A 22,228-nucleotide genomic window follows, 5' to 3' on the forward strand; every position below is an offset into this window, starting at 1 on the left:
CGCAGCAAACTCACATGCGAACCAACACAGCACCCCAGGTAAAACCGCCGCCAACGCCTTCCATCATGACGTTCTGACCTGGCTTGACGCGACCGTCGCGTACCGCCTGATCCAGCGCCAGCGGAATGGACGCTGCCGAGGTATTGCCATGCTCGTCAACCGTCACCACCATTTTTTCCAGCGGCAGGCCGAGTTTCTTGGCCGTGCTCTGCATGATGCGAATATTGGCCTGATGCGGAATCAACCAGTCGATTTCCCTGGCATCGACCTGAGCGATTTCCAATACTTCACGCGCCACCTTGTCCAGCACCGACACCGCCAGCTTGAACACCGCCGGGCCGTCCATGTACAGATAGGCGTTGCCGGCAATCGCGCCGTCGTTCACATTGCCAGGCACACACAGGATGTGGCCGTGGCTGCCGTCGGCATGCAATTTCGACGCGAGGATACCAGGCTCTTTTGACCCCGTCATGACGATCGCGCCGGCACCGTCGCCGAACAGTACGCAAGTGGTGCGATCATCGAAATTCAGGATGCGCGAAAACACCTCCGCACCAATCACCAGCACGTTCTTGTACATACCGGACTTGATGAAGCTGTCCGCCACCGACATCGCGTAGATGAAACCGCTGCAGACCGCCTGCACATCCATCGCAGCGCTGCCGTTGGTGATGCCAAGCTTGCGCTGTACGACGCACGCAGTGCTCGGAAAGCCGCCGAAATGATCCGGCGTCGATGTCGCCAGAATGATCAGATCGATGTCGTTCGCCTGCAAACCCGCCGCCTGGAGCGCACGTTGCGACGCCGCCACCGCCAGGTCGCTCGACAACACATCGGCTTCAGCATAATGGCGCGCGGAAATGCCGCTGCGAGAAAAAATCCACTCGTCGGATGTTTCAATGCCCTTTTTTGCAAGCTGCTGAGCCAGCTCATCGTTGGTCACGCGCTTGGGCGGCAGATAACTGCCGGTACCGACAATTTTGCTATAGGAAGTCATACCGTTTTCTGTTCTGTTAGATCGGTTGAAGTATTGGCTGCAATGACACGCTCGACAAGCGATCCCTCAGCCTGCGGGATCAGTTCGGCAATAGTTGTGGTGATGCGCGACAAGACGTCGTATTTCGCCGCATCGTAAGCACGGCGTATCGCCCACTCGAACGCATAGGCATCAGCGCCGCCGTGACTCTTGAACACCAGGCCCCGCAAGCCGAGCAGACTGGCGCCATTGTAGCGGGATGGATTGAGGCGGCGCGACAATGCCTTGATGGCGCCGTAGGCGATCAAGGCGCCGAGCTTATTGAAGAAGCCTTTTTTGAACTCCGTCGTCAGCACGATCTTGACGAAGCGGCCCAGGCCTTCGGAGGCTTTCAGCGTAACGTTGCCGACAAAGCCATCGCACACCACGATATCCGTGGTGCCTTCGAATATATCGTTGCCTTCGACGTTGCCGTAGAAATTGATGATGCCTTTTTCGTGATCCGCATGAAGCAGCTCGGCGGCCTGCTTGACCACTTCGTTGCCCTTGATTTCTTCTTCGCCGACGTTCAGCAAACCGACCGTCGGCCGCGGCTTGCCTTCCATAGCCGACACCAGCGCAGACCCCATCAACGCGAACTGGTGCAAATGCTCCGGCTCACAATCGACGTTGGCCCCCAGATCGAGCATGTAGGTCGGACCGTCTTTCTGATTGGGAAGAATTGTGCAAATCGCCGGACGATCGACACCCGGGATGGTTTTCAGCACATAGCGCGACACAGCCATCAGCGCGCCGGTATTGCCGGCGGAAACGGCAGCGCTAGCCCGGCCATCCTTGACCAGATTGACGGCTACGCGCATGGACGAGTCTTTTTTGCGACGCAGGGCGACCTCGATCGAATCGTCCATGGCAACGACTTCGGCGGCGTGCTGAATATGAATCCGGGAAATATCGTTCTGCTTTTGCTTCCGCAAAACGGCACGCAGCAAGTCCTCCTGGCCGACCAGTATCAATTCGGCATCAGGCTCGCGCTGCAGGAAAGAAATGGCGGCTGGGATGGTAACTGACGGGCCGTGATCGCCGCCCATACAGTCAATGGAAATTTTGATGGTCATTGTTTTGATTCAGAGCCTTGCCAACCCGCATTATGGGGCAGATTTGGCGCGATTCAAAATGACGCGCTGAGCTGAACCAGCATATGAAAAGCGGCGCCAATTGAAAAACTCATTGCGCCGCATTCCGCCTTAACAGCAATTTCCGATTACTCGTCGTTTTTGGTCTTCAGGACCTTGCGACCACGGTAGAAACCGTTCGGGCTGATGTGGTGACGCAGGTGCGTTTCACCGGTTGTCGGCTCGACTGCCAGCGGCGGCGCTGTCAGGAAATCGTGTGCACGATGCATACCGCGCTTCGACGGGGTCTTTTTGTTTTGTTGAACAGCCATGATAACTCCTAAACCTTAAGTTCTAAAATTTTAACATATCCGGCTAGCAAACTCACTGACCAACCGAGAATCCTTACATCCGGCGGAAAAATCCCGCCACCTACTTTTACCGCTTCAAATTCTTCAACACCGAAAACGGCGACACTTTCTCGGTCGCAGCAGGCCCAGCCACTTCCTGCGCAGGACAGACATCATGCTTGGGCGCCACGGGCAAAGCCAGCAGCGCATCATCTTCAATCAGATAACTGATATCGAAAGCCTCATCACCGACAATCACATCGATCGACTCGTCATCGAGCACTTCTTCGATGGCGTCGGCTGATTCTTCATCCTTGGCCAATACCAGCACTGACTCGGACGACACCTCGAAAGGCATTGCAGTCAGGCATCGCTGGCAAACCAGATTGACCCGTCCAGAGACGGAAAGCTTCAATTGCGGATGACCGAGCTTGTCGGCGCCGCCAGCCAGAGACCATTTGATGGAGCCAGCGCGATCAACCGTTTCGCCCGCCAGGCGCGCCATTTCGGCTACCGGCAACTCGCCTTCGGCCTGTTCTTTTAGCCGACAAAATTCAAATGCGTCGATCACAAAAGCACTCATGGCGAAAGCAGAATCCGGAAAACCTGCGATAATAACAGCGTTTTCCCTTATTCGTCAAAGTGTTAGCGTATTTCCAGCCAACGTTTCCCACCTGTTGTCGCATAATGCACAATTCCCCACCGCTCCCCCGTCTGATCCTGGCCTCCAGCTCAAGCTATCGGAAAGAACTCTTGTCCAGACTGCAATTGCCTTTCGAGGTCATTGCGCCCGAGATCGACGAAACGCCAGCAGCGGACGAAAGCCCGGAAGCCACTGCATTGCGCCTGGCGCGCGCAAAAGGCGAAGCCATAGCACAACGCAACCCCGACTCGCTTATCATCAGCTCCGACCAGGTTGCCACGCTCGACGGTGAACAAATCGGCAAACCCGGCAATCACGATAATGCACTTCGACAACTAATCAAGATGCGCGGCCGGCGCGTCATTTTTCATACGGCACTCTGCCTGTGGGATAACCGCAAGCCCGGCTCGCCAGTCATTCAGATCGAGAATATCCAGACCTTCGTGACCTTCCGCAATCTGCCGGATGCCGAACTGGACGCCTATCTGCGCATTGAGCAGCCATACGATTGCGCCGGCAGCGCCAAAAACGAGGGATTAGGCATTGCCATCCTCGAAAGGATCGACAGCGTCGATCCCACCGCCCTCACCGGCCTGCCCATGATTGCGCTGACCGGCATGCTTCGCAATGCCGGCATGCCGTTTTTTGGCGTTGCCAGCTAGAACACGATCACTTGAAGGTAATCAGGTCGCCCCGGCTCAGCGTCACTTTTTTATCCGCCAGCGGCGTATTGCCCGCATTGATGAATCCAGGCTGATTCAATAATTGATAACGCGCCAGTTGCGTATTGATCGGTACCGGACTGGAAATGCCATCTTCGGCAACGACCACCGTGAAACCGCGCGTATTCGCATGGAACGAGGTGTACATGACGGCGCCGTTGGCAGTACTGCCTACGATCACCAGCGTTTCCGCATTTTTTTGCTTTAGCAGCTCTTCCAGATTGGTGCCTGTGAATTTGTTCGCGCGTGTCGACACGATCGGCTCTCCCGGCTGCGGTGCGACGTCGGACAGAGTTGGCGGCGGTCCTGAAGGACTGACGGTGGTCGAGTAAAGGACAGGCACCTTAGCCGCGCGCGCCTTGGCGATCAGCGCAGCGATCGCCGGCACTGTATTCAGGCAAACCGGATTCGGCTGGCATACGACGGAATTGATATCGAGTACCAGCAATGCCGTCGTCTTAGACGCGAGAACGACCGGTGCCGGCGCGGGAATTTCGGGAAAAGTGTTGATGCCGGCTGCTGTCGTTGCAGGCATTGAGCCGCATGCGCTCAATGCGATAAGCAACGATGCCGAAGCGGCTTGATAAAAGCTTCGTTTCTGAATCATGTTTTCGACTCCTGTTATCGGAACATATCGCACAAACAAACGTGCACCCGGATCAGGCTCTCTTGATGCATCGCTGCATGCCCCCCCCCAAAAAAACACAACCGCGCCTAGGCCTGACGGCGTGGATAACCCTCGGCAGTAATACGCTTCCAGACCGCGTCCTTCTCCTCCTCGGTCATGAATACCCAATGCGCGACCTCGGCGACAGTACGACCGCAACCGCGGCAGACATCGTCAAAGGTGGTTGAGCAGACGGCAACACAGGGGGTATCAGGACGTTCGGGGGGAGTTTGAGACATGGATATCTTTACAAGAACTGCGTGGCGGTGTACCGACATCTTACCAAGAAGCACGGGCGCAGTCTCAGGACAAAAAAAAGCCCGCGAACCAGAGGTTGCGGGCTGAATCCAATTTCTTAAGGAGGAGAATTGGAGGAGACAGGTGGAACTATAACGATCGACTTCCCGCTCGTCTGCTTTATTCTTCCAATAGCAGATATTCACAAAAACAATATCTCTATCCGGATCAGCCCACCAATTGCACCACCGGCGCCAGCGACACGGTGGGTTTCGGCGGCTTGTCCTTGCGCTGGCATGCGGCCGCCAGCATGGCGACAACGACGACTGAGATCAAAACGGTTTGACGCATGGCGGTCTCCTCTATTTGTCCTTCGTGCACTTCCTGCATTTTAGACGCCGCCAGATCAAATGGTTCGGCCACCATGCAATGCGCTCATGACGCCACTGCCCGCAATCCGCCGCGCCCCCCATTGAGATTATTGACGTACAGCGCAGCCACCATGTCCGATTGCGTCACCATTCCCGCTAGGCGACGTTCATCGTCAATCACCGGAATCTGATGGATGCCATCGTCCGCCATTAGCGGCACCAGTTGCACGATCGGCAGATGCACCGAAGCGGTTTTCACGGCCTTGCTCATGATCTGCCCGACCACCTCCGGCTTGATCGAGTGCGTATGCGGCGTGCGCCGCAAGAAAGAGCGCAGCTTGTCGCTCAATCTTTCGTCATCATGAGTGCCGGCATGATGCAGGAAGTCCGTCTTGGTCACGATGCCGATCACGCGGCGCGCCCGATCAATGACCGGCAAGGCCTGCAGGCGATGTTCGCGCATCTGCCTCCACGCCTCGGCCAGCTCAGTCGCAAATTCCACCGCCACGACGTCACCCGACATGATGTCGGCGCACACGGTCTCGCCAAAGCGGCGGCGATATGCTTCCATTTCGGTTTGCTGCAAGATCCCTTCAAGGTCGTCGCGGCTGATATCGAGCACCTGGTTATAGCGCCGCAACACCGCATCAAGATCGTCATGGGTGAACCCGAGACGCGCACTCGGCGCCGCATCATGCGTCTGGTGCATGTTGTTGCGATGTTCGCTCTGCTGCGCATGCGGATAGCGACGCCGCGTGGCATTGTTGAAAAACAGCGCCATGGCCAGCAGCAAAAAGGAATTGAGCAATACCGGCACTAGCACGAACCGGTATCCCATCGCATGCACCGCCGGACCGCCCAGCACCGCCGTCAAGGCCACCGCGCCACTGGGCGGATGAATGCAGCTCAAGGCGAACATGCAAGCGATCGCCAGCGCGATCGCCAGCGCCGCCGCAAGGGCCGGCTCCGCAACCAGCTTGGCGCAGCTCACGCCCACCAGTGCAGCAATCAGGTTACCGCCGATAATCGACCAAGGCTGCGCCAGCGGGCTGGAAGGCACCGCAAACAACAATACCGCCGACGCCCCCATCGGCGCGATGAGCCAGACGGCGGCCGCATCGTGCGGCAGAATCGCATAACTCAGCAAACCTGTCAGTAAAATACCAAACAACGCGCCAACGCTGGCGCGCATGCGCTCAAAACGATCGACCGCCGTTTTTTGCGGAATGAAACTTCTCAGCCATTGCAGGATAGAATCGCGCATGCACCAACCCATTTTGGAATAGATATAAGACGCAATTACATCACAAGATGATATATTTTGCCTATTGTGAGGCTTAATATCCGGACTTACCGGATCCGACCACCGCCTTCCCGGCCCGACACACCACCAATGAAGACATCCTCCCGCTTGCAAAAAGGCGATTTCGAAGCCCTTTCGGAATTCCGTTATCAACTGCGCCGTTTCATCCGTTTCAGCGAAGAAGCCGCGCAAAGCGAAGGACTGACACCGCTGCAATATCTGCTGATGTTGCATATCAAGGGATTCCCCGGACGCGACTGGGCCAGCATCAGCGAACTCGCCGAACGCCTGCAATCTCAGCATCATGGCGTGGTGGCGCTGGTGACGCGCTGTGAAAAAGCGGGATTGGTGACGCGCACCCAGGATGACAAGGACAAGCGCCTGGTCCAGGTGCGGCTGACGGAAACCGGCGAACAGTATCTGCATCGCCTGGCGGAACTGCACCGCAACGAACTGCATTCGCTGTCCAGTGTATTCCAGGTCTCACATATTTCGGCTTTCAACGACCGCGACTGAACGTCGCAAAAAGCGCAATCGACGCCGAGTCAGGCTGCCCTCTCGACCCGGTTGCGTCCCTTGTTCTTGGCAACGTACAGCGCTTCGTCGGCCATGCGAATCAAGTGGTCGAGGCTTTCCTCCCCCGCCAGCGCGCTGACGCCGAAGCTCGCCGTAATGCCGATCCGCCGTGCATCGTCGATCGCAAAAGTCCGCGACGCCAGCATGACGCGCAATTTCTCCGCCACCGCTACGCCCTGCCCGAGATCGGCCTCCGGCAACAAGATGATGAATTCCTCGCCGCCGTAGCGAGCCAAGACATCCATCTTGCGCAGCAACTGGCTGATCATCTGGACCGCATTGCGCAAGATATTGTCGCCGGCGTTATGACCGTAGTTGTCGTTGATGCGCTTGAAATGGTCAATGTCGAGCAGGACCAGAGCAAGATTCCTCTTATAGCGCTGCGCAATCGCCAGTTGCTGCTCGCTATGCGCGAAAAAGGCGCGGCGGTTCAGTACGCCGGTCAGGAAATCGGTATTCGACGACACTTGCAGTTGTTCGATCAGCGTCTCGCGCTCGCCTGCCAGACTGATGCGCTCCAGGCTGCGCGCTTTGAGCACATGGAGGGCGCGCAACATGTCGCCGATTTCATCGTTGTGGCGCGCCTGCGGAATCGGCGCATCGAAGTTGTCTTCCGCCAGACCCACGACCAGGTTGGTCGCCTTCAGCACCGGCTCCAGCACGCGCTGGCGCACCAGATACAGCAACACAAAGAAACACAGGAAAGCAAACACCGTCATCGCAACGACGCCGACGAGCAGGTTGAATGCCTGACGATGACGGATTTCTGCTTCGCGGATTACATCAGTCAGGATCACGTCGCGCAGATGCAGAATCGACGCCATCGGCGGGACGTAGCGTGCAGCCAACTCGGCCGTGTCAACCTCGTACGAACCTGAGGTCAGGCCGCTTTGCAACAGGCTGTCGAGGAAAGGGAAACTTTTTCCGAAGTATTGCGCATCAAGGTCGGACAGCGCCATACGGAACGCCGGATTGTCCTTGTACGCACGCATCTGGATATCGAGCAGAGTACGCAACTGTTCGATACGGCCGTACAACTTGCCGATCTCAATCACTTCATCCTTGGTCAGCGGTCGCTGCATGATCACCGGCGCCGTAAATCTGGAGCCCACTTGCCCGGCATATTCGCGCATGGTGGAAGCGATGCGCATCCCCGTCAGACCATCCAGCACTTCAGGGTCTGCCTGAATTGCAATGCTGGACAGATCCGCAACTGCCGCAACCATCAGAGGAATGAGATTGACCATTCCTTCCACTGCAGCCGAAATCTCCCTGGAAGAACGCTGCCATTTCAGCACGCCGACCTGCTGGTCGGTTCGTTGCCGCGCCGGCCCCAATACCTGGCGCACCGCCTCGATCTTGCGAATGACAGGGACGTAGCGAGGGTCGGCCTCGACGCGTAGCGCACTCAACACATCGGAAAGCGACTGGTCGGACTCTTGCCGTGCCCGATCCAGCTTTTGCCGCAACAAAGGCAGAGCCTCACGCTCGCCGCCCATCGCCGCGTTGGCAGGGCCCCGCTCAAACGAGATTTTTTCCATGGCCACCATGGCCAGTTGCACGATGCGCACGGCCTCCACGCTGCGCGCACCGCGCTGATAGGCGCCCCATTCGATCAGGACGATCCGCGCAGCGAGTGCAGAGAACAACAGCATCAGTGCAATGGAGATAAGCCAGAACAGGCGACTCAACGACATCAACACACCCCGAAATGCCCAGCACGGAGGTGGGCGATTATTGTCATAATTGCAATCAAGCCCGCTATTATAAATCACCATGCCTCAATTGCTTAATTTTTAGGCACAGGCATGATTTGCATCACAGAAAATCAGCACGAGATAGACCCGACTTGGACATTCGGAAGATGCAATGCCGTTAACGGCAGTAGATGGCAAAACGCCCGCATGATGCGGGCGTTCGCGTTTTAAGATGAAGCATTGTGTGAGAGGCGCTCAGGTCGACACCAAAAACGCCTCTTTGAATTCAAGAAAATCTACGCTTTCTTCCGCGCTGCATTTTTACTGACAATGTTGCTTTGGGTACTGTAATCCACTCCGAATCGCTTCATGTAATCGCGCATCAATTGACGAATGACCTGCGACGGTGTCAAATCCTGGCTGGAGCACAGCTCTTCAAACGCTTTTTTCTTGACCGGATCGACCAGCACGGTGAGACGGGCAGTTTTGCTTTCCATGATTGCCTTCTGATGTGGGGATGGAAATATTATAATCAAATGATAATGTTTTTCAATCCGTTATTTCCAGATGAGGCGCGCGTGAGTCTGATCAGGATCCTCTGTCTTCATCGCTTGCGACATGCATGAACTCGGCAAATACGCTCATATCCGAAATCGCCTTGAATTCGGCGCGGCTTTTCCCCTGCGCAGTCTGAATGCGCTCCACGAGCGCGACAAACGACAAATCGTAAATCAAATCAAGCCGGACAGCCTGCGTATGAAGCGCCGGCACGGACAGGCCGTTGCCGTTCACCGCCCAAACGACGCGATTCAAACTGGTCGATACGCTGCTCCACCACAATTTCGCATCGAAAACCGTCCACAGACGGTCCATGACAAGCGACAAATTGCCGGCATCCCCCCATAAATTCGACACCAGAACGCCATCATCGGACAGCGTTTTACGGCAAGCTGCATAAAACGATTCGGTGCTCAAAGACGGCGCCAGTCCATCCGCATCGAAGCCATCATGCAAAATGACGTCCACTCGCTGATCCGTCGTCTCCACATAATCTTTCGCATCCGTATGGACGACCTGAAAGCGTTCACTCTCTGCAGGAACAGCAAACTTGTCGCGCAGTGCGATCACATCGGCATCCAGTTCCAGCACCGTAATTTTTGCGCGCGGCAAGATCCGATGACAATACTTGGGCAAAGAACCGCCACCCAGGCCTATTATCAAGATGCTGGCCGGCTCACGCTGGAACAACAAAAATGCCATCATGGCGCGGGTATAGCTCAGCAGGAGCTCGTCAGGCGCACTGATGCGCATCGCGCTTTGAATATAACGGTCGTCAAAATGCAAGGTGCGCATGTCGTCGCTATCAAAGGAAAAGGGCTTTCCCTTACTGTCGACATAGAGTTCTTCGAAGGCCCTTCTCTTCCGCTGAAAACCTTCCTGCAATGCTTTTTTCATTGATATCGCCTCACACCAGTCAAACTGCTTAAACCAAAACCTGCCGCGTCGCCAGGAAGAATTGATGTATTTTTTCCTCAATGCGCGGATCGATCATTACATCCGGCCGATGGCCGTTCGGGCAAGCCAGCCGCGGTGTCGTCCCGAACAAGCGGCAAATGAGCGGCCGCTCGGCATAGACTTCGCAACCGTCTTGGCCAAGATGCGGGCAATCCAGATTTGCCAATGCAACATCGTGCTCCTCAGCCGTTTTCACCGGCAGCAGCGACATCTCTTCCGACGAAGCCGTCACCGGGCCGCAGCAGTCATGGCAGCCAGGCTTGCAGACGAAAGAGGGAATCCGCTTCCTAAAGAACTGAATTGTCTGGATGTTGGTCATCATTTTTTCACAAGAGGCACGCTCAAAAGACGACCGCCTGAGATCGTCCCGTCACCAGCTCAAGCTGGCGTTGCTGCAAGATGCCCTTCAGTACCTGGTGTAGATCCATCGGATGCGATGCAGCAATTGCCCTTAGCCGCCCGATCAGAACCTGGTTGGACAATTGAAGACTGTCGCCCTTGCAGGCGAAGGCGATTCTGTTATGCGACTCAAAGACCGGAACGGTGATGACCGCATCGTCGAAACTGCGCCGCATGCGATCCAGATAGATTTCGTTGACTTCGTCATTATCTATGAGATTGACAACCATGATGCCGTCCTGGGCAAGGAGCCGATAGCAGTCGTCGTAAAAATCCTGACTGCACAGCCGCGGCGGCTGCCCCGCCTTGTCAAACCCATCCACTACCAACACGTCGTACTGCTGTTCCGCGGTTTTCACGAAATCCACGCCATCCGCGCAGTGAATCGATAAACGATCGTCATCCTCAGGGATGAGGAAGTGATCGCGCAAAGCGATCACTTCCTCATTTTTTTCAAGCACGACAATGGAGGCTTCCGGCAAATAACGGTGGCAATACTTCGGCATGGAGCCTCCGCCCAAGCCGATCATCGCAATCGATTTCGGCGCCTGATGGAAAAGCAGGAATCCCATCATCGTGCGAGTGTAACTGAGCACTAGCCGATAAGGCGCATTGACATCCATCTCGCTCTGCACCGCAAGGATGTCAAAGTGCAGGAACGCCGAACGGCCGTTTGTATAAATGAATGGCTTTCCATTGTTGGAAATAGACATCAAATGGTCAAACCGGTTTAAAAGCATAGGAACAGATTCCTCTGGAAGTGGAGGATTTTGCTCATTGAGCAGCAATTCCATATAAAAGCGAATTCGTTCGGAAGAACGATCGTGTCGATACGCAATCGGACCTCCCGGAAAATTCGCTGCCGTCTTACTGAACGATGGTGCCAATGGCCGTCTTCTATATTCTTTTATGATCATTACATTATAATATCAGGATAATAATATTATAATATAATTCAAAAATTCGAACTCCTTTGCCGCCTCTGATTAATGAAAGAGCAAATGCAAATTTCTTGGCATTTGCAACGTCGCGGTTGGGCTAAATATCTCCTGCGTAGTCCAGCCGCCGTTAAGGCTACGCTGATTAAGTAAACGAGTTGAGGACTGAAGACGTTATTGTTCCGATCGATACGGAGCAAGGTAAAAAGCGATGAAACAGCAAACACTGGCGATGGCGGCAGACCAAGGATTTGAACAGCATCGCAAGCCGACTCGGCGCGATCAATTTCTCGACACCATGAATCGCATCGTTCCGTGGTCCGAGTTGTGCGCCGTGATCGAGCCGTACTATCCGCGGGGCGGCAATGGCCGTCCGCCGATAGGTCTGGAACGCATGCTGCGCATTCACTTCCTTCAGCACTGGTTCAATCTGGCTGACTTCGCCTGCGAAGAGGCGTTGTATGACAGCGCCAGTCTGCGCCGTTTTGCCGGCATCGACCTGGGACGTGAAGCAGGGCCTGACGCGACCACCTTGCTTAAGTTCAGGCATCTGCTGGAACAACATCATCTCAACGAAAAGCTGTTTGCCGAGGTCGGCCGCGTGCTGCAAGGCAGTGGGATGACGCTCAAAACCGGCACGATCGTCGACGCCACCCTCATTGCCGCCCCCAGTTCAACGAAGAACGCAGAGAAAGCGCGTGATCCGGAAATGCACCAGACGCGCAAAGGGCAGCAGTGGTACTTCGGAATGAAATTGCACATCGGCGTCGATAGCCAAAGCGGTCTGGCGCACAGCGCCGTCGTCACTGCCGCCAACGTGCACGACAAGCACCCGCTGCCTGACTTGCTGCATGGACAGGAGCGGCGCGTCTATGGCGACAGTGCCTACGCCAGTCAGAAGGATCTGATCCGCGGCAAGGCGCCGCAAGCGAGGGATTTCACGAACTGCCGCACGCGTCGGCTGGGTGGCGAAGTCGATGAAATCAAGCGCAGCAAGAATCGCCACAAATCGAAGATCCGCGCCCGCGTCGAGCACGTCTTCGGCGTAGTCAAGCGGCTGTGGGGTTTCACGAAAGTACGCTACCGTGGCCTGGCCAAGAATGCCGGACGTGCATTTACCGCGCTTGCCCTGGCCAACATTTACCTGTCTCGTCACAGGTTGATGGGGCAAGTCCGTCCGTAGTGGACAGAAGGCGGGGAAAATCCCGCAAAATAGCCCGAAAGGACAAACAACAAGAAGCAATTCGCACCAAATCGGCGGGACGGATGAATTTGTTACACCGGTTCAAAAATCAGCAAGTTATTCAGCGTAGCCTTAATTCCCGCGACGCAACCGCAAGGCGTTGGTGATGACGGAGACAGAACTCAGGCTCATGGCCAGGGCAGCAATCATCGGCGACAGCAGTTGCCCGGTAAAGGGATACAAGACACCTGCCGCCAAAGGAATTCCCAGGGCGTTATAGACGAACGCAAAACCCAGGTTTTGTCGCATGTTACGCACCGTATCGAGGGATAGCAGACGAGCACGGGCGATTGCCCTCAGGTCGCCTTTCACCAACGTCAGATGGGCGCTGTTGATGGCCACATCGGTGCCGGTTCCCATTGCAATACCGACATCCGCCTTGGCCAGTGCCGGAGCATCGTTGATGCCGTCGCCGGCCATGGCGACGATTTTTCCCTGCTTTTGCAATCGCTCGACCAAGGCAAGTTTATCTTGCGGCTTAACCTCGCCATACACCTCGCCGATACCCAACCTCCTTGCCACGGCCTGCGCTGTTGTCAGGCCGTCGCCGGTGGCCATGATGATCGTCAATCCTGCCCGCGTTAAGGTTGCGAGGGCGTCGACCGTCGTCGCCTTGAGCGGATCGGAGACCGCCACAATACCCGCCAGCCCGCCATCGACGGCCAGATACATGACGCTGGCGCCTTCGCTGCGCAAGGCCTCCGCTTGTTCGGACAAAGGATGCCAGTCCACTTTTTCGGCTTCCATCAGCACCGTATTGCCAAGCGCAACGGATAGGCCGGAGACGCTGCCGCGCACACCAATACCACTGGACGATTCAAAGCGCTCCGGCTTGATAAGCGGCAAATCGCGCCGGCGTGCTTCAGCGACAATCGCGTGCGCAAGCGGATGCTCACTGCCTTGATCGATGCTTGCCGCAATCTGGAGAACGTAAGCTTCCGTCATGCCTGCCGCCGCGACCACGCGATCGAAAGCAGGCCGGCCCTCGGTCAAGGTGCCCGTCTTGTCCACGATCAGGGTGTCGACCTTGCGCATGGCTTCAATGGCTGCCGCATCGCGAAACAACATTCCCTGCGTCGCTGCCCGCCCCGTCGCCGCCATGATGGACATCGGGGTGGCCAGGCCAAGGGCGCATGGGCAGGCAATGATCAGGACCGCGACAGCATTCACAAAACCGTACACCCAGCTCGGATCAGGTCCGAAAAATCCCCAGCCAAGCAAGGTCAGCACCGCGATGCTGACGACAACCATGACGAAATACCTGGCAACGACATCGGCAAGCCGCTGCATCGGGGCGCGTGAACGCTGGGCTTGCGCCACCATCTGAACGATCTGGGACAGCATGGTTTGCGAACCGATTTTTTCAGAGCGAATAACCAGGCTGCCGCTGCCATTGAGCGTCGCCCCGATGACTTTATCGTCCACGCGCTTGGTCACGGGCAATGGTTCTCCGGTCAACATCGACTCGTCAACGGCGCTCTCACCCTCGACGACCACGCCGTCGGCCGGCACTTTTTCGCCGGGACGCACACGCAGCAAATCCCCCATGTGAACATGCGCCAATGGGATGTCCTCTTCACTGCCGTCCTCCCGGATACGGCGTGCCGTTTTGGGAGCCAGGCCCAAGAGGGACTTGATCGCCGCTGACGTTTGCGAACGCGCGCGCAGTTCGAGAATCTGCCCCAACAAGGTCAGCGAAATAATGACGGCAGCCGCCTCATAGTAGACGCCGATGCGCCCATGCATCATGAAGGACGCGGGAAAAACACCGGGTGCCACGGTAGCGACGACACTATAGCCGTAAGCTGCCGTGACACCGGAGCCGATCAGGGTCCACATGTTAGGACTGCGTTGAGCCAGCGATTGAACACAACGGACAAGAAAAGGCCATCCCGCCCAAAGGACCACTGGCGTGCTCAACACCAGCTCGATCCAGTTCTGCTGCGGCACGCCGGCCGGGAAGAATTGATGCGCGGCCATGGCCAGAACCGTAACGACGACGGTGGCTGGCAACGTCCACCAGAAACGTCGCCGGAAATCGACCAGCTCCGGATTCTCAACATCCTCCAGCGAGGGCAATACGGGTTCGAGCGTCATGCCGCATTTTGGACAATTGCCGGGGGCTGGCTGGCGAATCTCCGGGTGCATGGGGCAGGTATAGATTGTCCCATCCGGCACGGTCGGATCGGTTGCGTGCAGATGAACGTGGTCGCCGTGTACGTGGTGGTGGTGCGGGTCATGCGCCATGTGCCAATCCTTTATTAAAACGAGGGCGATGGAGATCTGGGCGTGCAAGCATGAAGCGGCCAGGAAGGGACGCAATATGGAAATGTAATGCTACGGCTTTCCACGACGGGAAGGTCAAGCCTATTTTGTTGGCTTTTGACAATAATCAATTATTCACCATTCCGTCCGAGCATTTGAGAAAGGAGAGGAATGGAACAAAAACAAAAAACCCGCATCAGCACTGGGCTTGATACGGGTTCTTGGACTTCCTTGGACTGCTTGGTACTTGTTCTTGGCGGAGAGGGTGGGATTCGAACCCACGGTACGGGAAACCGTACGCCTGATTTCGAGTCAGGTACATTCGACCACTCTGCCACCTCTCCGGTTAACCTAGTCGAATTGCCACGCTGATGCAGCAAAGCAAAAGATTATAGCAGAACCGTTTTAAAGAAGGAAAGCCTTCACATGGAAAATCCGCAAATATTTTCCGGACTTTTCGCCTGGAAATTATCCGGATCATCATCTTGTCATAAATCTCTACTAGCATCAGACGTTGCTCTGCGCTCGGGCGCTACACTCAAACTGCGGTTAGACCTACTGAACCTGATGATGTCCCCTTTTACATTCGACAGCAATTTCCCGCCCTTCCCTGCGGGCGAATCGGAGGATGCCCACACGACTTCCGAGCAGCAGGATTCGCAATTGCTGTCCCATCTTCACGAAATCATCGCCCAACGCAGTCTGACCGCCCTGTTCCAGCCGATCATCCGCATGCGCAGCGGCGAAATCCTCGGCTACGAAGGCCTGATCCGAGGTCCGTCCAACAGTCCGCTGCATTCGCCGCTGAACCTGTTCAAGGTGGCGCGCGCGAACAAGCTGTCAGTGCAGGTCGAGCACTTGTGCCGCCACATCGTCATGGCGCAATTCGCCCAGTCCGGCCTGCCCGGCAACCTGTTCCTGAACGTCAGTCCAGGCGCGCTGGTGCAGCCCGAAGCGATCCAGGGCGAGACCTTGCGCCACCTTGAAAAGCTCGGCATCAACCCGCAGCGCATCATCATCGAACTGACAGAAAACGAGCCGACGTACGACTACGAGCTGCTGCGCAACGCCGCCATGCATTACCGCGACATGGGTTTCCAGATCGCCATCGACGACCTCGGCGAAGGATTCTCGAGCTTGCGCCTCTGGTCAGAACTGCAGCCGGAATATGTCAAGATCGACATGCACTTCATCCAAGGCATCAACAACGATCCGATGAAGTTGCAATTCGTGCGTTCGATCCAGGAGATTGCCGAAAAATCCGGTTCGATCGTCATCGCCGAAGGCATCGAAACCCAGGCCGAGTTGCTGACCATACGCGACCTCGGCATCGCCTGCGGCCAGGGCTACCATATCGCGCGTCCGCAGGCCGATCCCAAGACCATCGTGACCGACGATATCAGCAAGACATTGCGTCGCGACAAGGTGCCCCTGGCTGCGCAAAAATACGGTCCCGGCAAGAAAAACGCCACGGTTCTGAAGCTGCTGCGCGAAACCCGATACGTCGCACCGAGCGTGCCCAATGACGAAGTCTACGACCTGTTCGTCAATGATCCTCTTCTACAGGCGCTGCCGGTCGTCAGCAACGGTATCCCGGTCGGCCTGATCAACCGCTACAGCATGGTCGAACGCTTCGCCCGGCTGTATGGCCGGGAACTGTACGGCAAGAAATCCTGCACCTTCTTCATGGACCCGAACCCGCTGCTGACCGAACAGGACACCAGCCTGCAAGACCTCAGCCACATCCTGGTCCAGGCCGAATCTCATCACTTGTCGAACGGCTTCATCATCGTCGACCACGGCCAGTACGTCGGCATGGGCACCGGCCACGACTTGCTGCGCGAAATCACGCATATGCAGATCGAAGCGGCACGCTACGCCAATCCGCTGACGCAACTGCCGGGCAACGTGCCGATCAACGAGCACATCGAATTCCTGCTGCAAAGCGGTGTGGAATTCTGCATCTGCTATTGTGACCTCGACCACTTCAAGCCTTTCAACGACGTCTACGGCTATCGCAAGGGCGACGACATGATCCAGTTGACCGGCCGCACGCTGAGCCAGTTCTGCGATTCGCAGCACGACTTCATCGGCCATATCGGCGGCGACGATTTTTTGATCATGTTCCAGAGCGAAGACTGGGAATATCGCTGCCAGGCGATGCTGGACGCGTTCAGCATCGCTTCGCAAAGTTTCTACTACGTCGAAGATAAAGAACGCGGCGGCTACTACAGCGAAGATCGCCAGGGCAACAGAATCCTGCATCCGCTGGTCAGCCTGTCGCTGGGCGCGGTCAAGATCGAGCCGTCGCAATATTCGTCGCCGCACCAGATTGCTTCCGCCGCCACCAAGGCCAAGAAGCAGGCCAAGAAAACGCCGGGCAACAGCCTCTTTATCGAGCGGCGTATTCCGGCAACTTTCTCGTGGGCAATGTAAACGATCACAAGCGCCTCTGCGATCCGGACGACGCATAAAAAAAAGGCTGATGCCCCACGAGCATCAGCCATTTTTCATTACGTCGACCAGTTTACGGCGCCAGCTTTTCCAGTCCCCCCATGTAGGGGCGCAGCGCTTCCGGAATTGTCACGCTGCCGTCGGCCTGCTGACCGTTTTCCAGCACGGCGACCAATGTACGTCCGACTGCGAGGCCGGAACCGTTCAGCGTATGCACCAGTTCCGGCTTGCCTTGGGCATTGCGGAAGCGCGCCTGCATGCGGCGCGCCTGGAAAGCTTCGCAGTTCGACACCGAGGAGATTTCGCGATACGTGTTCTGCGCCGGCAACCAGACCTCGATGTCGTAAGTCTTGGCCGCACCGAAGCCCATGTCGCCGGTACACAGCGTGATCACACGGTACGGCAGGCCGAGCTTCTTGAGGATGTTTTCAGCATGGCCGAGCATCTCTTCCAGCGCTTCATAGGATTTTTCCGGATGCACGATCTGCACCATCTCGACCTTGTCGAACTGATGCTGGCGGATCATGCCGCGCGTGTCGCGGCCATAGCTGCCGGCTTCGGAACGGAAGCATGGCGAATGCGCCGTCATCTTCATCGGCAGGGCGTCGCCGGCGACGATCTCGTCGCGCACCAGGTTGGTCAGCGGCACTTCGGCGGTGGGGATCAGGTACAGCGCGGCGTTGTCGCCGGTCTCGCCTTCCTGGCCGCCCTTCTTGGCGGCGAACAGATCGGCTTCGAACTTCGGCAACTGGCCGGTGCCGCGCAGCGAATCGGCATTGACGATATAAGGCGTGTAACACTCGGTGTAACCGTGCTCCAGCGTGTGCGTGTCGAGCATGAATTGCGCCAGCGCGCGATGCAGGCGGGCAATGCCGCCCTTCATGACCGCGAAGCGCGAACCGGTCAGCTTGGCGGCGACGTCGAAGTCCAGGCCAAGCGCCGCACCCACATCGACGTGATCCTTGATCTCGAAATCGAAAGCGCGCGGCGTGCCGACCTTGCGCACTTCGACGTTGCCGCTTTCATCGGCGCCGGCAGGCACCGACTCGTGCGGCAGGTTCGGCACGGCCAGCATGAAATCGGCCATCTGCGCCTGCACCTCTTCCAGCCGGGTCGCCGATGCCTTCAGGTCGTCGCCGATGCCGGACACCTCGGCCATCACGGCCGACGCGTCTTCGCCGTTGCCCTTCAGCATGCCGATCTGCTTGGACAGGCTGTTGCGCTTGCCCTGCAATTCCTCGGTGCGGGTCTGGATATGCTTGCGCTCGGCTTCCAGCGCATTGAAAGCGACGACATCGAGCTGGAATTTGCGCGCCGCCAGACGGGTCGCGACATTGTCGATGTCTTTACGAAGAAGTTGGATGTCGATCATGGAATGCCAAATAGAAAGAGGAATACGTAAAACCGAGATTGTACCAAGGACATCGCCTGTCCTCGCTGCCGGGCGGGTTATTGCGGCAAAAATAGCCACGCCGCCGACAACGCCCATGCGCTTGCGTTACCATTGCCGCCAACCGCCAAGGAAAGCCACAGGAATCCGCCATGTCAGAAAAACCCGCCCAGCCGCCGCTGTTCATCCATCTCATCGGCTTTGCCCTCGCCGCAAGCTGCGCCGTCTGGGCCGGCTCCAGGTTTGCCCTGACCGGCTCCAGCCTCGGCTACGGCGTGCTGACCGGCCTCAGCTTCGGCGCCATGTTCGCGTTTGGGCAACGCGTCAAGAACCGCTTGTTTCCGGCGCCGCCGTCGACCGCATGGAAGATCAATGCCGGCCCCACCGCAGCCGATTTGCGCCCGGCCCGCCGCGCCGTCGAGCGCGCCAAACCCGTGACGGTGGCGTTCGACGACGCCGTTATCAAAACCTCCCGCAGCGGCGCCGAACTGGAAAGCATCGCCTGGCAAGACATTGAGCGCCTCGTCATTACCATCGGCGACGATTTCCTGCCCATGCCTTACTGGATGCTCGTTACCGCCAAAGGCGGCATCCGCCTGCCCAACGACACGCCGGGGCTGGAAAGCCTGATGGAAGAGTTCAAGGTGAAATTGCCGGGCTACGACAATGATGCGACCTACAACGCGGTGATCAGCGCCATGGGGGCAATGGAAGGCACATTCGAGGTGTGGAAAAAGCCTGCTTAGTCCCTCTGACGATTTTGTCGTCCTGACGAAAGTCAGGACCCAGCGTCGTATCGAGCGCCTTCACGCCACTGGGTCCCAGCGTTCGCTGGGACAACGGCGATAGAGAGATTCCCGATCAGACAGTATTGCCACTTCAACCTGACTCTATCCTTTGTCGCTTTTCTTGTATTCCCGATCCAGTTCGCGCAGATGCGCCATCTTGTCGCCGATCTTGGCTTCGAGGCCGCGCGGCACCGGCTGGTACCAGCGCGGATCGGGAATTCCGTCCGGCAGGTAAGTCTCGCCGGCAGCATAGCCTTCCGGTTCATCATGGGCATAGCGATACAACTTGCCGTAACCCAGTTCCTTCATCAGCTTGGTCGGTGCGTTGCGCAGGTGTTCCGGCACCGGCCGCGACTTGTCCTTGGAAACGAAAGCACGCGCCTGGTTGTACGCCATGTAGCCGGCATTGCTCTTGGCCGCGATCGCCAGGTAAATCACCGCCTGCGCCAGCGCCAGTTCGCCTTCGGGCGAACCGAGTCGCTCGTAGGTTGCGGCGGCGTCGTTGGCGATGGTCATCGCGCGCGGATCGGCCAGGCCGATGTCTTCCCAGGCCATGCGCACAATGCGGCGCGCCAGATAGCGCGGATCGGTGCCGCCGTCGAGCATGCGCGTGAGCCAGTACAGGGCGCCGTCGGGACTGGAACCGCGCACCGATTTATGCAGGGCCGAAATCTGGTCATAGAATGCATCGCCGCCCTTGTCGAAACGGCGCAAGGCATCGCCCAGGCATTCGGCCAGCACTTCCGGGCCGACCACGCCGACGTTCTTCGCCTGCGCCGCGCGCGCGACGATTTCCAGATTGTTGAGCAGCTTGCGGCCGTCGCCGTCGGCGCTGGCGATCAGCATTTCCCGCGCTTCCGGCTCGAATTGCAGCCCGTCGAGTTCATCGCGGCAGGCGCGTTCGACCAGCGCGCCGAGGTCTTCTTCCGTCAGCGATTTGAGCACATAGACGGCGGCGCGCGACAGCAGCGCGCTGTTGACTTCGAAGGAAGGATTCTCGGTGGTCGCGCCGATGAAGGTGAACAGCCCGCTTTCCACATGCGGCAGGAAGGCGTCTTGCTGGCTCTTGTTGAAACGGTGGACTTCGTCGACGAACAGAATGGTGCGACGGCCGGAATTGGCGCGCGTGAATTGCGCGCGCTCGACCGCCTCGCGAATGTCCTTGACGCCCGACAAGACCGCCGACAAGGCGATGAACTCGGCGTTGAACGAATCCGCCATGATGCGCGCCAGCGTGGTCTTTCCCACACCCGGCGGTCCCCACAAAATCATCGAATGCGGCTCGCCCGACTCGAACGCCACACGCAGGGGCTTGCCCGGTCCCAGCAAATGCTGCTGCCCGATGACATCGTCAAAGGAATGCGGTCGGAGACGTTCGGCTAACGGCGCTGAATTCATGCAGTTGTAAAAATGGAGAGTTAAGATGAAACGGTTTGCTAGTCTAACCGATCCGGCAACAGCGAATCGACCCAAATGCTAGAATCCCGGCGGGTCGGCGGATTTCACGCCTGCTGCTTGCCATTCTGTTCACGTCACTACAATCACTACACGCCGCGATGGCGTTTCCGCCCATGCCTTTTGTCGTCACCGATTCCTGCATCGCCTGCAAATACACCGACTGCGTCAGCGTCTGCCCGATGAACTGTTTTGTCGAAGGACCGAACTTCCTGGCGATCGATCCGGACGGCTGCATCGACTGCTCGATGTGCGTGCCGGAATGCCCGGTCGGCGCCATCTACAATGAAATCGACCTGCCCGAAAACCTGCGCCATTTCACAGAACTGAATGCGAAACTGGCCAAGCATCCTGGCTGGAAACCGATCACACAGGCCCAGGCGCCGCTGCCCGATCACGCACAATGGCGCGACGTGCAGGGCAAGCTCGACATGCTCAAAAACCCGGACTGATCCGACATCAATTATTGAAGACGTCGGCGCCCTTGGGCACGACAAAGGTAAAGCTGGTCGACTTCAGCGGCGGATTTTTCTCGAAGTTGGAGAACGACAGCAGTGAGGTCTGGCCGAACGAATCGCGCAGCTCCATCGCCTGCGGCACGCCGTCCTTCAAGCCGATGCCGATACGGTCGAAGGTCGTATCCTTGCTCTTGGGCGTGGCTTCCAGCCATTCCATGCCATCCTTGGCGCCGCCCTCCTTGAGCGTGAAATTCTTTTCCAGATCGTTGCTGCCGAACAGGATCGCAGCCGGCGAGGAGCCGAGCGCGTTGCCGAGCTTCCTGGTGGTGACCTGGTTCAGGTCCTTGTCGTAAATGAACAGTTTCTCGCCGTCGGCTTGCAAGACTTGTTCATACGGCTTCTGGTAGGTCCAGATAAACTTGCCGGGACGCGAAAACACGAACGTGCCGCTCGACGTGTTCGACACCTTGACCGTGCCGCTATCGGTCTTGACCAACCGCTGGACGAACTCGCCCTTGGCCGATTGCGTCGACGACACGAATTGCCTGAATTGCTCCAGCGCGCTCGCCGAAGCCTGTGCGGAAAAAAGCGCCGCGCTCAGACCGAGCGCCGTTGCCGCGGCTTGCCACTTGTTCAATAGCGGCAATACTTGTGTTTTCATTTGCATGG

23 protein-coding genes and 1 tRNA gene are annotated in these 22,228 nt (G+C 57.3%); 6 read left to right on the forward strand and 18 right to left on the reverse strand.

The window, feature by feature from the left end:
• Positions 1-10 precede the first annotated feature (10 nt).
• The 4 genes from RV1423_RS00830 to RV1423_RS00845 all read right to left on the reverse strand — a co-directional run bounded on the left by RV1423_RS00830 (position 11) and on the right by RV1423_RS00845 (position 3,021).
• Positions 11-997: a beta-ketoacyl-ACP synthase III gene (locus RV1423_RS00830; RefSeq protein ID WP_034292080.1), complete on the reverse strand. Its 987-nt coding sequence runs from the start codon at positions 995-997 to the stop codon at positions 11-13.
• A complete protein-coding gene (gene plsX, locus RV1423_RS00835; RefSeq protein WP_034292082.1) occupies positions 994-2,091 on the reverse strand; it encodes a phosphate acyltransferase PlsX in 1,098 nt (365 codons plus the stop codon). The genes RV1423_RS00830 and plsX overlap by 4 nt, the downstream gene beginning before the upstream one ends.
• Positions 2,092-2,237: 146 nt before the next feature.
• Complete coding sequence (gene rpmF / locus RV1423_RS00840) at positions 2,238-2,420, reverse strand: 50S ribosomal protein L32 (RefSeq protein WP_006463510.1); 183 nt, start codon at positions 2,418-2,420, stop codon at positions 2,238-2,240.
• A gap of 106 nt (positions 2,421-2,526) precedes the next feature.
• Complete coding sequence (locus RV1423_RS00845; protein ID WP_197034845.1) at positions 2,527-3,021, reverse strand: DUF177 domain-containing protein; 495 nt, start codon at positions 3,019-3,021, stop codon at positions 2,527-2,529.
• Between the two features lie 104 nt (positions 3,022-3,125).
• Between RV1423_RS00845 and RV1423_RS00850 the strand changes: the two genes are divergently transcribed.
• On the forward strand, positions 3,126-3,743 hold the full coding sequence (locus tag RV1423_RS00850) for a Maf-like protein (RefSeq protein WP_034292087.1): 618 nt from the start codon (positions 3,126-3,128) through the stop codon (positions 3,741-3,743).
• A 7-nt stretch (positions 3,744-3,750) separates the two neighbouring features.
• Here the strand turns inward: RV1423_RS00850 and RV1423_RS00855 are convergent, their stop codons facing one another.
• The 4 genes from RV1423_RS00855 to RV1423_RS00870 form a co-directional block, all read right to left on the reverse strand.
• The gene (locus RV1423_RS00855; RefSeq protein WP_231502007.1) at positions 3,751-4,599 is read right to left on the reverse strand and encodes a cysteine hydrolase family protein; all 849 of its coding nucleotides are present in this window, start codon (positions 4,597-4,599) and stop codon (positions 3,751-3,753) included.
• On the reverse strand, positions 4,518-4,709 hold the full coding sequence (locus RV1423_RS28860) for a DUF1289 domain-containing protein (RefSeq protein WP_034292506.1): 192 nt from the start codon (positions 4,707-4,709) through the stop codon (positions 4,518-4,520). Before RV1423_RS28860 ends, RV1423_RS00855 begins: the two co-directional genes overlap by 82 nt.
• Positions 4,710-4,935: 226 nt before the next feature.
• Positions 4,936-5,058: a hypothetical protein gene (locus RV1423_RS30800; RefSeq protein WP_255344172.1), complete on the reverse strand. Its 123-nt coding sequence runs from the start codon at positions 5,056-5,058 to the stop codon at positions 4,936-4,938.
• An 84-nt stretch (positions 5,059-5,142) separates the two neighbouring features.
• Positions 5,143-6,342 (reverse strand): HPP family protein, encoded by a 1,200-nt coding sequence (locus RV1423_RS00870; RefSeq protein WP_034292090.1) that lies wholly within the window; start codon positions 6,340-6,342, stop codon positions 5,143-5,145.
• 129 nt (positions 6,343-6,471) lie between these two features.
• Between RV1423_RS00870 and RV1423_RS00875 the strand changes: the two genes are divergently transcribed.
• Positions 6,472-6,897: a MarR family winged helix-turn-helix transcriptional regulator gene (locus RV1423_RS00875; RefSeq protein ID WP_034292091.1), complete on the forward strand. Its 426-nt coding sequence runs from the start codon at positions 6,472-6,474 to the stop codon at positions 6,895-6,897.
• Between the two features lie 29 nt (positions 6,898-6,926).
• Here RV1423_RS00875 and RV1423_RS00880 read toward each other — a convergent pair whose 3' ends face one another.
• The 5 genes from RV1423_RS00880 to RV1423_RS00900 form a co-directional block, all read right to left on the reverse strand.
• The gene (locus RV1423_RS00880) at positions 6,927-8,654 is read right to left on the reverse strand and encodes a GGDEF domain-containing protein (RefSeq protein WP_034292093.1); all 1,728 of its coding nucleotides are present in this window, start codon (positions 8,652-8,654) and stop codon (positions 6,927-6,929) included.
• Between the two features lie 296 nt (positions 8,655-8,950).
• Positions 8,951-9,151: a CopG family transcriptional regulator gene (locus tag RV1423_RS00885; protein WP_034292096.1), complete on the reverse strand. Its 201-nt coding sequence runs from the start codon at positions 9,149-9,151 to the stop codon at positions 8,951-8,953.
• 91 nt (positions 9,152-9,242) lie between these two features.
• The gene (locus RV1423_RS00890; RefSeq protein ID WP_034292098.1) at positions 9,243-10,109 is read right to left on the reverse strand and encodes a fused MFS/spermidine synthase; all 867 of its coding nucleotides are present in this window, start codon (positions 10,107-10,109) and stop codon (positions 9,243-9,245) included.
• A gap of 28 nt (positions 10,110-10,137) precedes the next feature.
• Entirely contained in the window at positions 10,138-10,491 is a 354-nt protein-coding gene (locus RV1423_RS00895) for a YkgJ family cysteine cluster protein (RefSeq protein WP_034292100.1), read from the reverse strand.
• A gap of 19 nt (positions 10,492-10,510) precedes the next feature.
• Positions 10,511-11,362, reverse strand: a complete 852-nt coding sequence (locus tag RV1423_RS00900; RefSeq protein ID WP_197034846.1) for a fused MFS/spermidine synthase — start codon at positions 11,360-11,362, stop codon at positions 10,511-10,513.
• A 355-nt stretch (positions 11,363-11,717) separates the two neighbouring features.
• On the opposite strand from RV1423_RS00900, the gene RV1423_RS00905 reads away from it, so the two are divergent.
• Positions 11,718-12,689 (forward strand): IS5 family transposase, encoded by a 972-nt coding sequence (locus RV1423_RS00905; protein ID WP_034292102.1) that lies wholly within the window; start codon positions 11,718-11,720, stop codon positions 12,687-12,689.
• A gap of 132 nt (positions 12,690-12,821) precedes the next feature.
• On the opposite strand, the gene RV1423_RS00910 is transcribed toward RV1423_RS00905, so the two are convergent.
• Together RV1423_RS00910 and RV1423_RS00915 are read right to left on the reverse strand one after the other, a co-directional pair.
• Positions 12,822-14,996: a copper-translocating P-type ATPase gene (locus RV1423_RS00910; RefSeq protein ID WP_081768630.1), complete on the reverse strand. Its 2,175-nt coding sequence runs from the start codon at positions 14,994-14,996 to the stop codon at positions 12,822-12,824.
• Between the two features lie 272 nt (positions 14,997-15,268).
• A tRNA-Ser gene (locus tag RV1423_RS00915) sits at positions 15,269-15,358 on the reverse strand.
• 223 nt (positions 15,359-15,581) lie between these two features.
• Between RV1423_RS00915 and RV1423_RS00920 the strand changes: the two genes are divergently transcribed.
• Positions 15,582-17,450, forward strand: coding sequence for a GGDEF domain-containing protein (locus tag RV1423_RS00920; protein ID WP_373419940.1), 1,869 nt, complete (start codon positions 15,582-15,584; stop codon positions 17,448-17,450).
• Positions 17,451-17,541: 91 nt separating this feature from the next.
• Here the strand turns inward: RV1423_RS00920 and serS are convergent, their stop codons facing one another.
• On the reverse strand, positions 17,542-18,840 hold the full coding sequence (gene serS / locus RV1423_RS00925; protein WP_034292108.1) for a serine--tRNA ligase: 1,299 nt from the start codon (positions 18,838-18,840) through the stop codon (positions 17,542-17,544).
• A 170-nt stretch (positions 18,841-19,010) separates the two neighbouring features.
• On the opposite strand from serS, the gene RV1423_RS00930 reads away from it, so the two are divergent.
• Positions 19,011-19,604 (forward strand): hypothetical protein, encoded by a 594-nt coding sequence (locus tag RV1423_RS00930; protein WP_034292110.1) that lies wholly within the window; start codon positions 19,011-19,013, stop codon positions 19,602-19,604.
• 144 nt (positions 19,605-19,748) lie between these two features.
• Here RV1423_RS00930 and RV1423_RS00935 read toward each other — a convergent pair whose 3' ends face one another.
• Positions 19,749-21,044, reverse strand: a complete 1,296-nt coding sequence (locus RV1423_RS00935) for a replication-associated recombination protein A (protein WP_034292112.1) — start codon at positions 21,042-21,044, stop codon at positions 19,749-19,751.
• Between the two features lie 173 nt (positions 21,045-21,217).
• On the opposite strand from RV1423_RS00935, the gene fdxA reads away from it, so the two are divergent.
• Entirely contained in the window at positions 21,218-21,553 is a 336-nt protein-coding gene (gene fdxA, locus RV1423_RS00940; protein ID WP_034292514.1) for a ferredoxin FdxA, read from the forward strand.
• Positions 21,554-21,560: 7 nt separating this feature from the next.
• Here fdxA and lolA read toward each other — a convergent pair whose 3' ends face one another.
• Positions 21,561-22,226 (reverse strand): outer membrane lipoprotein chaperone LolA, encoded by a 666-nt coding sequence (gene lolA / locus RV1423_RS00945; RefSeq protein WP_034292114.1) that lies wholly within the window; start codon positions 22,224-22,226, stop codon positions 21,561-21,563.
• Positions 22,227-22,228 lie beyond the last annotated feature (2 nt).

It is taken from the genome of Herbaspirillum sp. RV1423, assembly GCF_000577615.1.
GTDB lineage: Bacteria > Pseudomonadota > Gammaproteobacteria > Burkholderiales > Burkholderiaceae_D > Herbaspirillum.

Coding starts and splice junctions, on each gene's coding strand:
- RV1423_RS30800 (WP_255344172.1), bottom strand. CDS start 5,058: ATGCGTCAAACCGTTTTGATCTCAGTCGTCGTTGTCGCCATGCTGGCG.
- serS (WP_034292108.1), bottom strand. CDS start 18,840: ATGATCGACATCCAACTTCTTCGTAAAGACATCGACAATGTCGCGACC.
- fdxA (WP_034292514.1), top strand. CDS start 21,218: ATGCCTTTTGTCGTCACCGATTCCTGCATCGCCTGCAAATACACCGAC.
- RV1423_RS00920 (WP_373419940.1), top strand. CDS start 15,582: ATGATGTCCCCTTTTACATTCGACAGCAATTTCCCGCCCTTCCCTGCG.
- RV1423_RS00870 (WP_034292090.1), bottom strand. CDS start 6,342: ATGCGCGATTCTATCCTGCAATGGCTGAGAAGTTTCATTCCGCAAAAA.
- lolA (WP_034292114.1), bottom strand. CDS start 22,226: ATGCAAATGAAAACACAAGTATTGCCGCTATTGAACAAGTGGCAAGCC.
- RV1423_RS00830 (WP_034292080.1), bottom strand. CDS start 997: ATGACTTCCTATAGCAAAATTGTCGGTACCGGCAGTTATCTGCCGCCC.
- RV1423_RS00910 (WP_081768630.1), bottom strand. CDS start 14,996: ATGGCGCATGACCCGCACCACCACCACGTACACGGCGACCACGTTCAT.
- RV1423_RS28860 (WP_034292506.1), bottom strand. CDS start 4,709: ATGTCTCAAACTCCCCCCGAACGTCCTGATACCCCCTGTGTTGCCGTC.
- RV1423_RS00890 (WP_034292098.1), bottom strand. CDS start 10,109: ATGAAAAAAGCATTGCAGGAAGGTTTTCAGCGGAAGAGAAGGGCCTTC.
- plsX (WP_034292082.1), bottom strand. CDS start 2,091: ATGACCATCAAAATTTCCATTGACTGTATGGGCGGCGATCACGGCCCG.
- RV1423_RS00885 (WP_034292096.1), bottom strand. CDS start 9,151: ATGGAAAGCAAAACTGCCCGTCTCACCGTGCTGGTCGATCCGGTCAAG.
- RV1423_RS00850 (WP_034292087.1), top strand. CDS start 3,126: ATGCACAATTCCCCACCGCTCCCCCGTCTGATCCTGGCCTCCAGCTCA.
- RV1423_RS00895 (WP_034292100.1), bottom strand. CDS start 10,491: ATGATGACCAACATCCAGACAATTCAGTTCTTTAGGAAGCGGATTCCC.
- rpmF (WP_006463510.1), bottom strand. CDS start 2,420: ATGGCTGTTCAACAAAACAAAAAGACCCCGTCGAAGCGCGGTATGCAT.
- RV1423_RS00930 (WP_034292110.1), top strand. CDS start 19,011: ATGTCAGAAAAACCCGCCCAGCCGCCGCTGTTCATCCATCTCATCGGC.
- RV1423_RS00905 (WP_034292102.1), top strand. CDS start 11,718: ATGAAACAGCAAACACTGGCGATGGCGGCAGACCAAGGATTTGAACAG.
- RV1423_RS00875 (WP_034292091.1), top strand. CDS start 6,472: ATGAAGACATCCTCCCGCTTGCAAAAAGGCGATTTCGAAGCCCTTTCG.
- RV1423_RS00880 (WP_034292093.1), bottom strand. CDS start 8,654: ATGTCGTTGAGTCGCCTGTTCTGGCTTATCTCCATTGCACTGATGCTG.
- RV1423_RS00845 (WP_197034845.1), bottom strand. CDS start 3,021: ATGAGTGCTTTTGTGATCGACGCATTTGAATTTTGTCGGCTAAAAGAA.
- RV1423_RS00900 (WP_197034846.1), bottom strand. CDS start 11,362: ATGGAATTGCTGCTCAATGAGCAAAATCCTCCACTTCCAGAGGAATCT.
- RV1423_RS00935 (WP_034292112.1), bottom strand. CDS start 21,044: ATGAATTCAGCGCCGTTAGCCGAACGTCTCCGACCGCATTCCTTTGAC.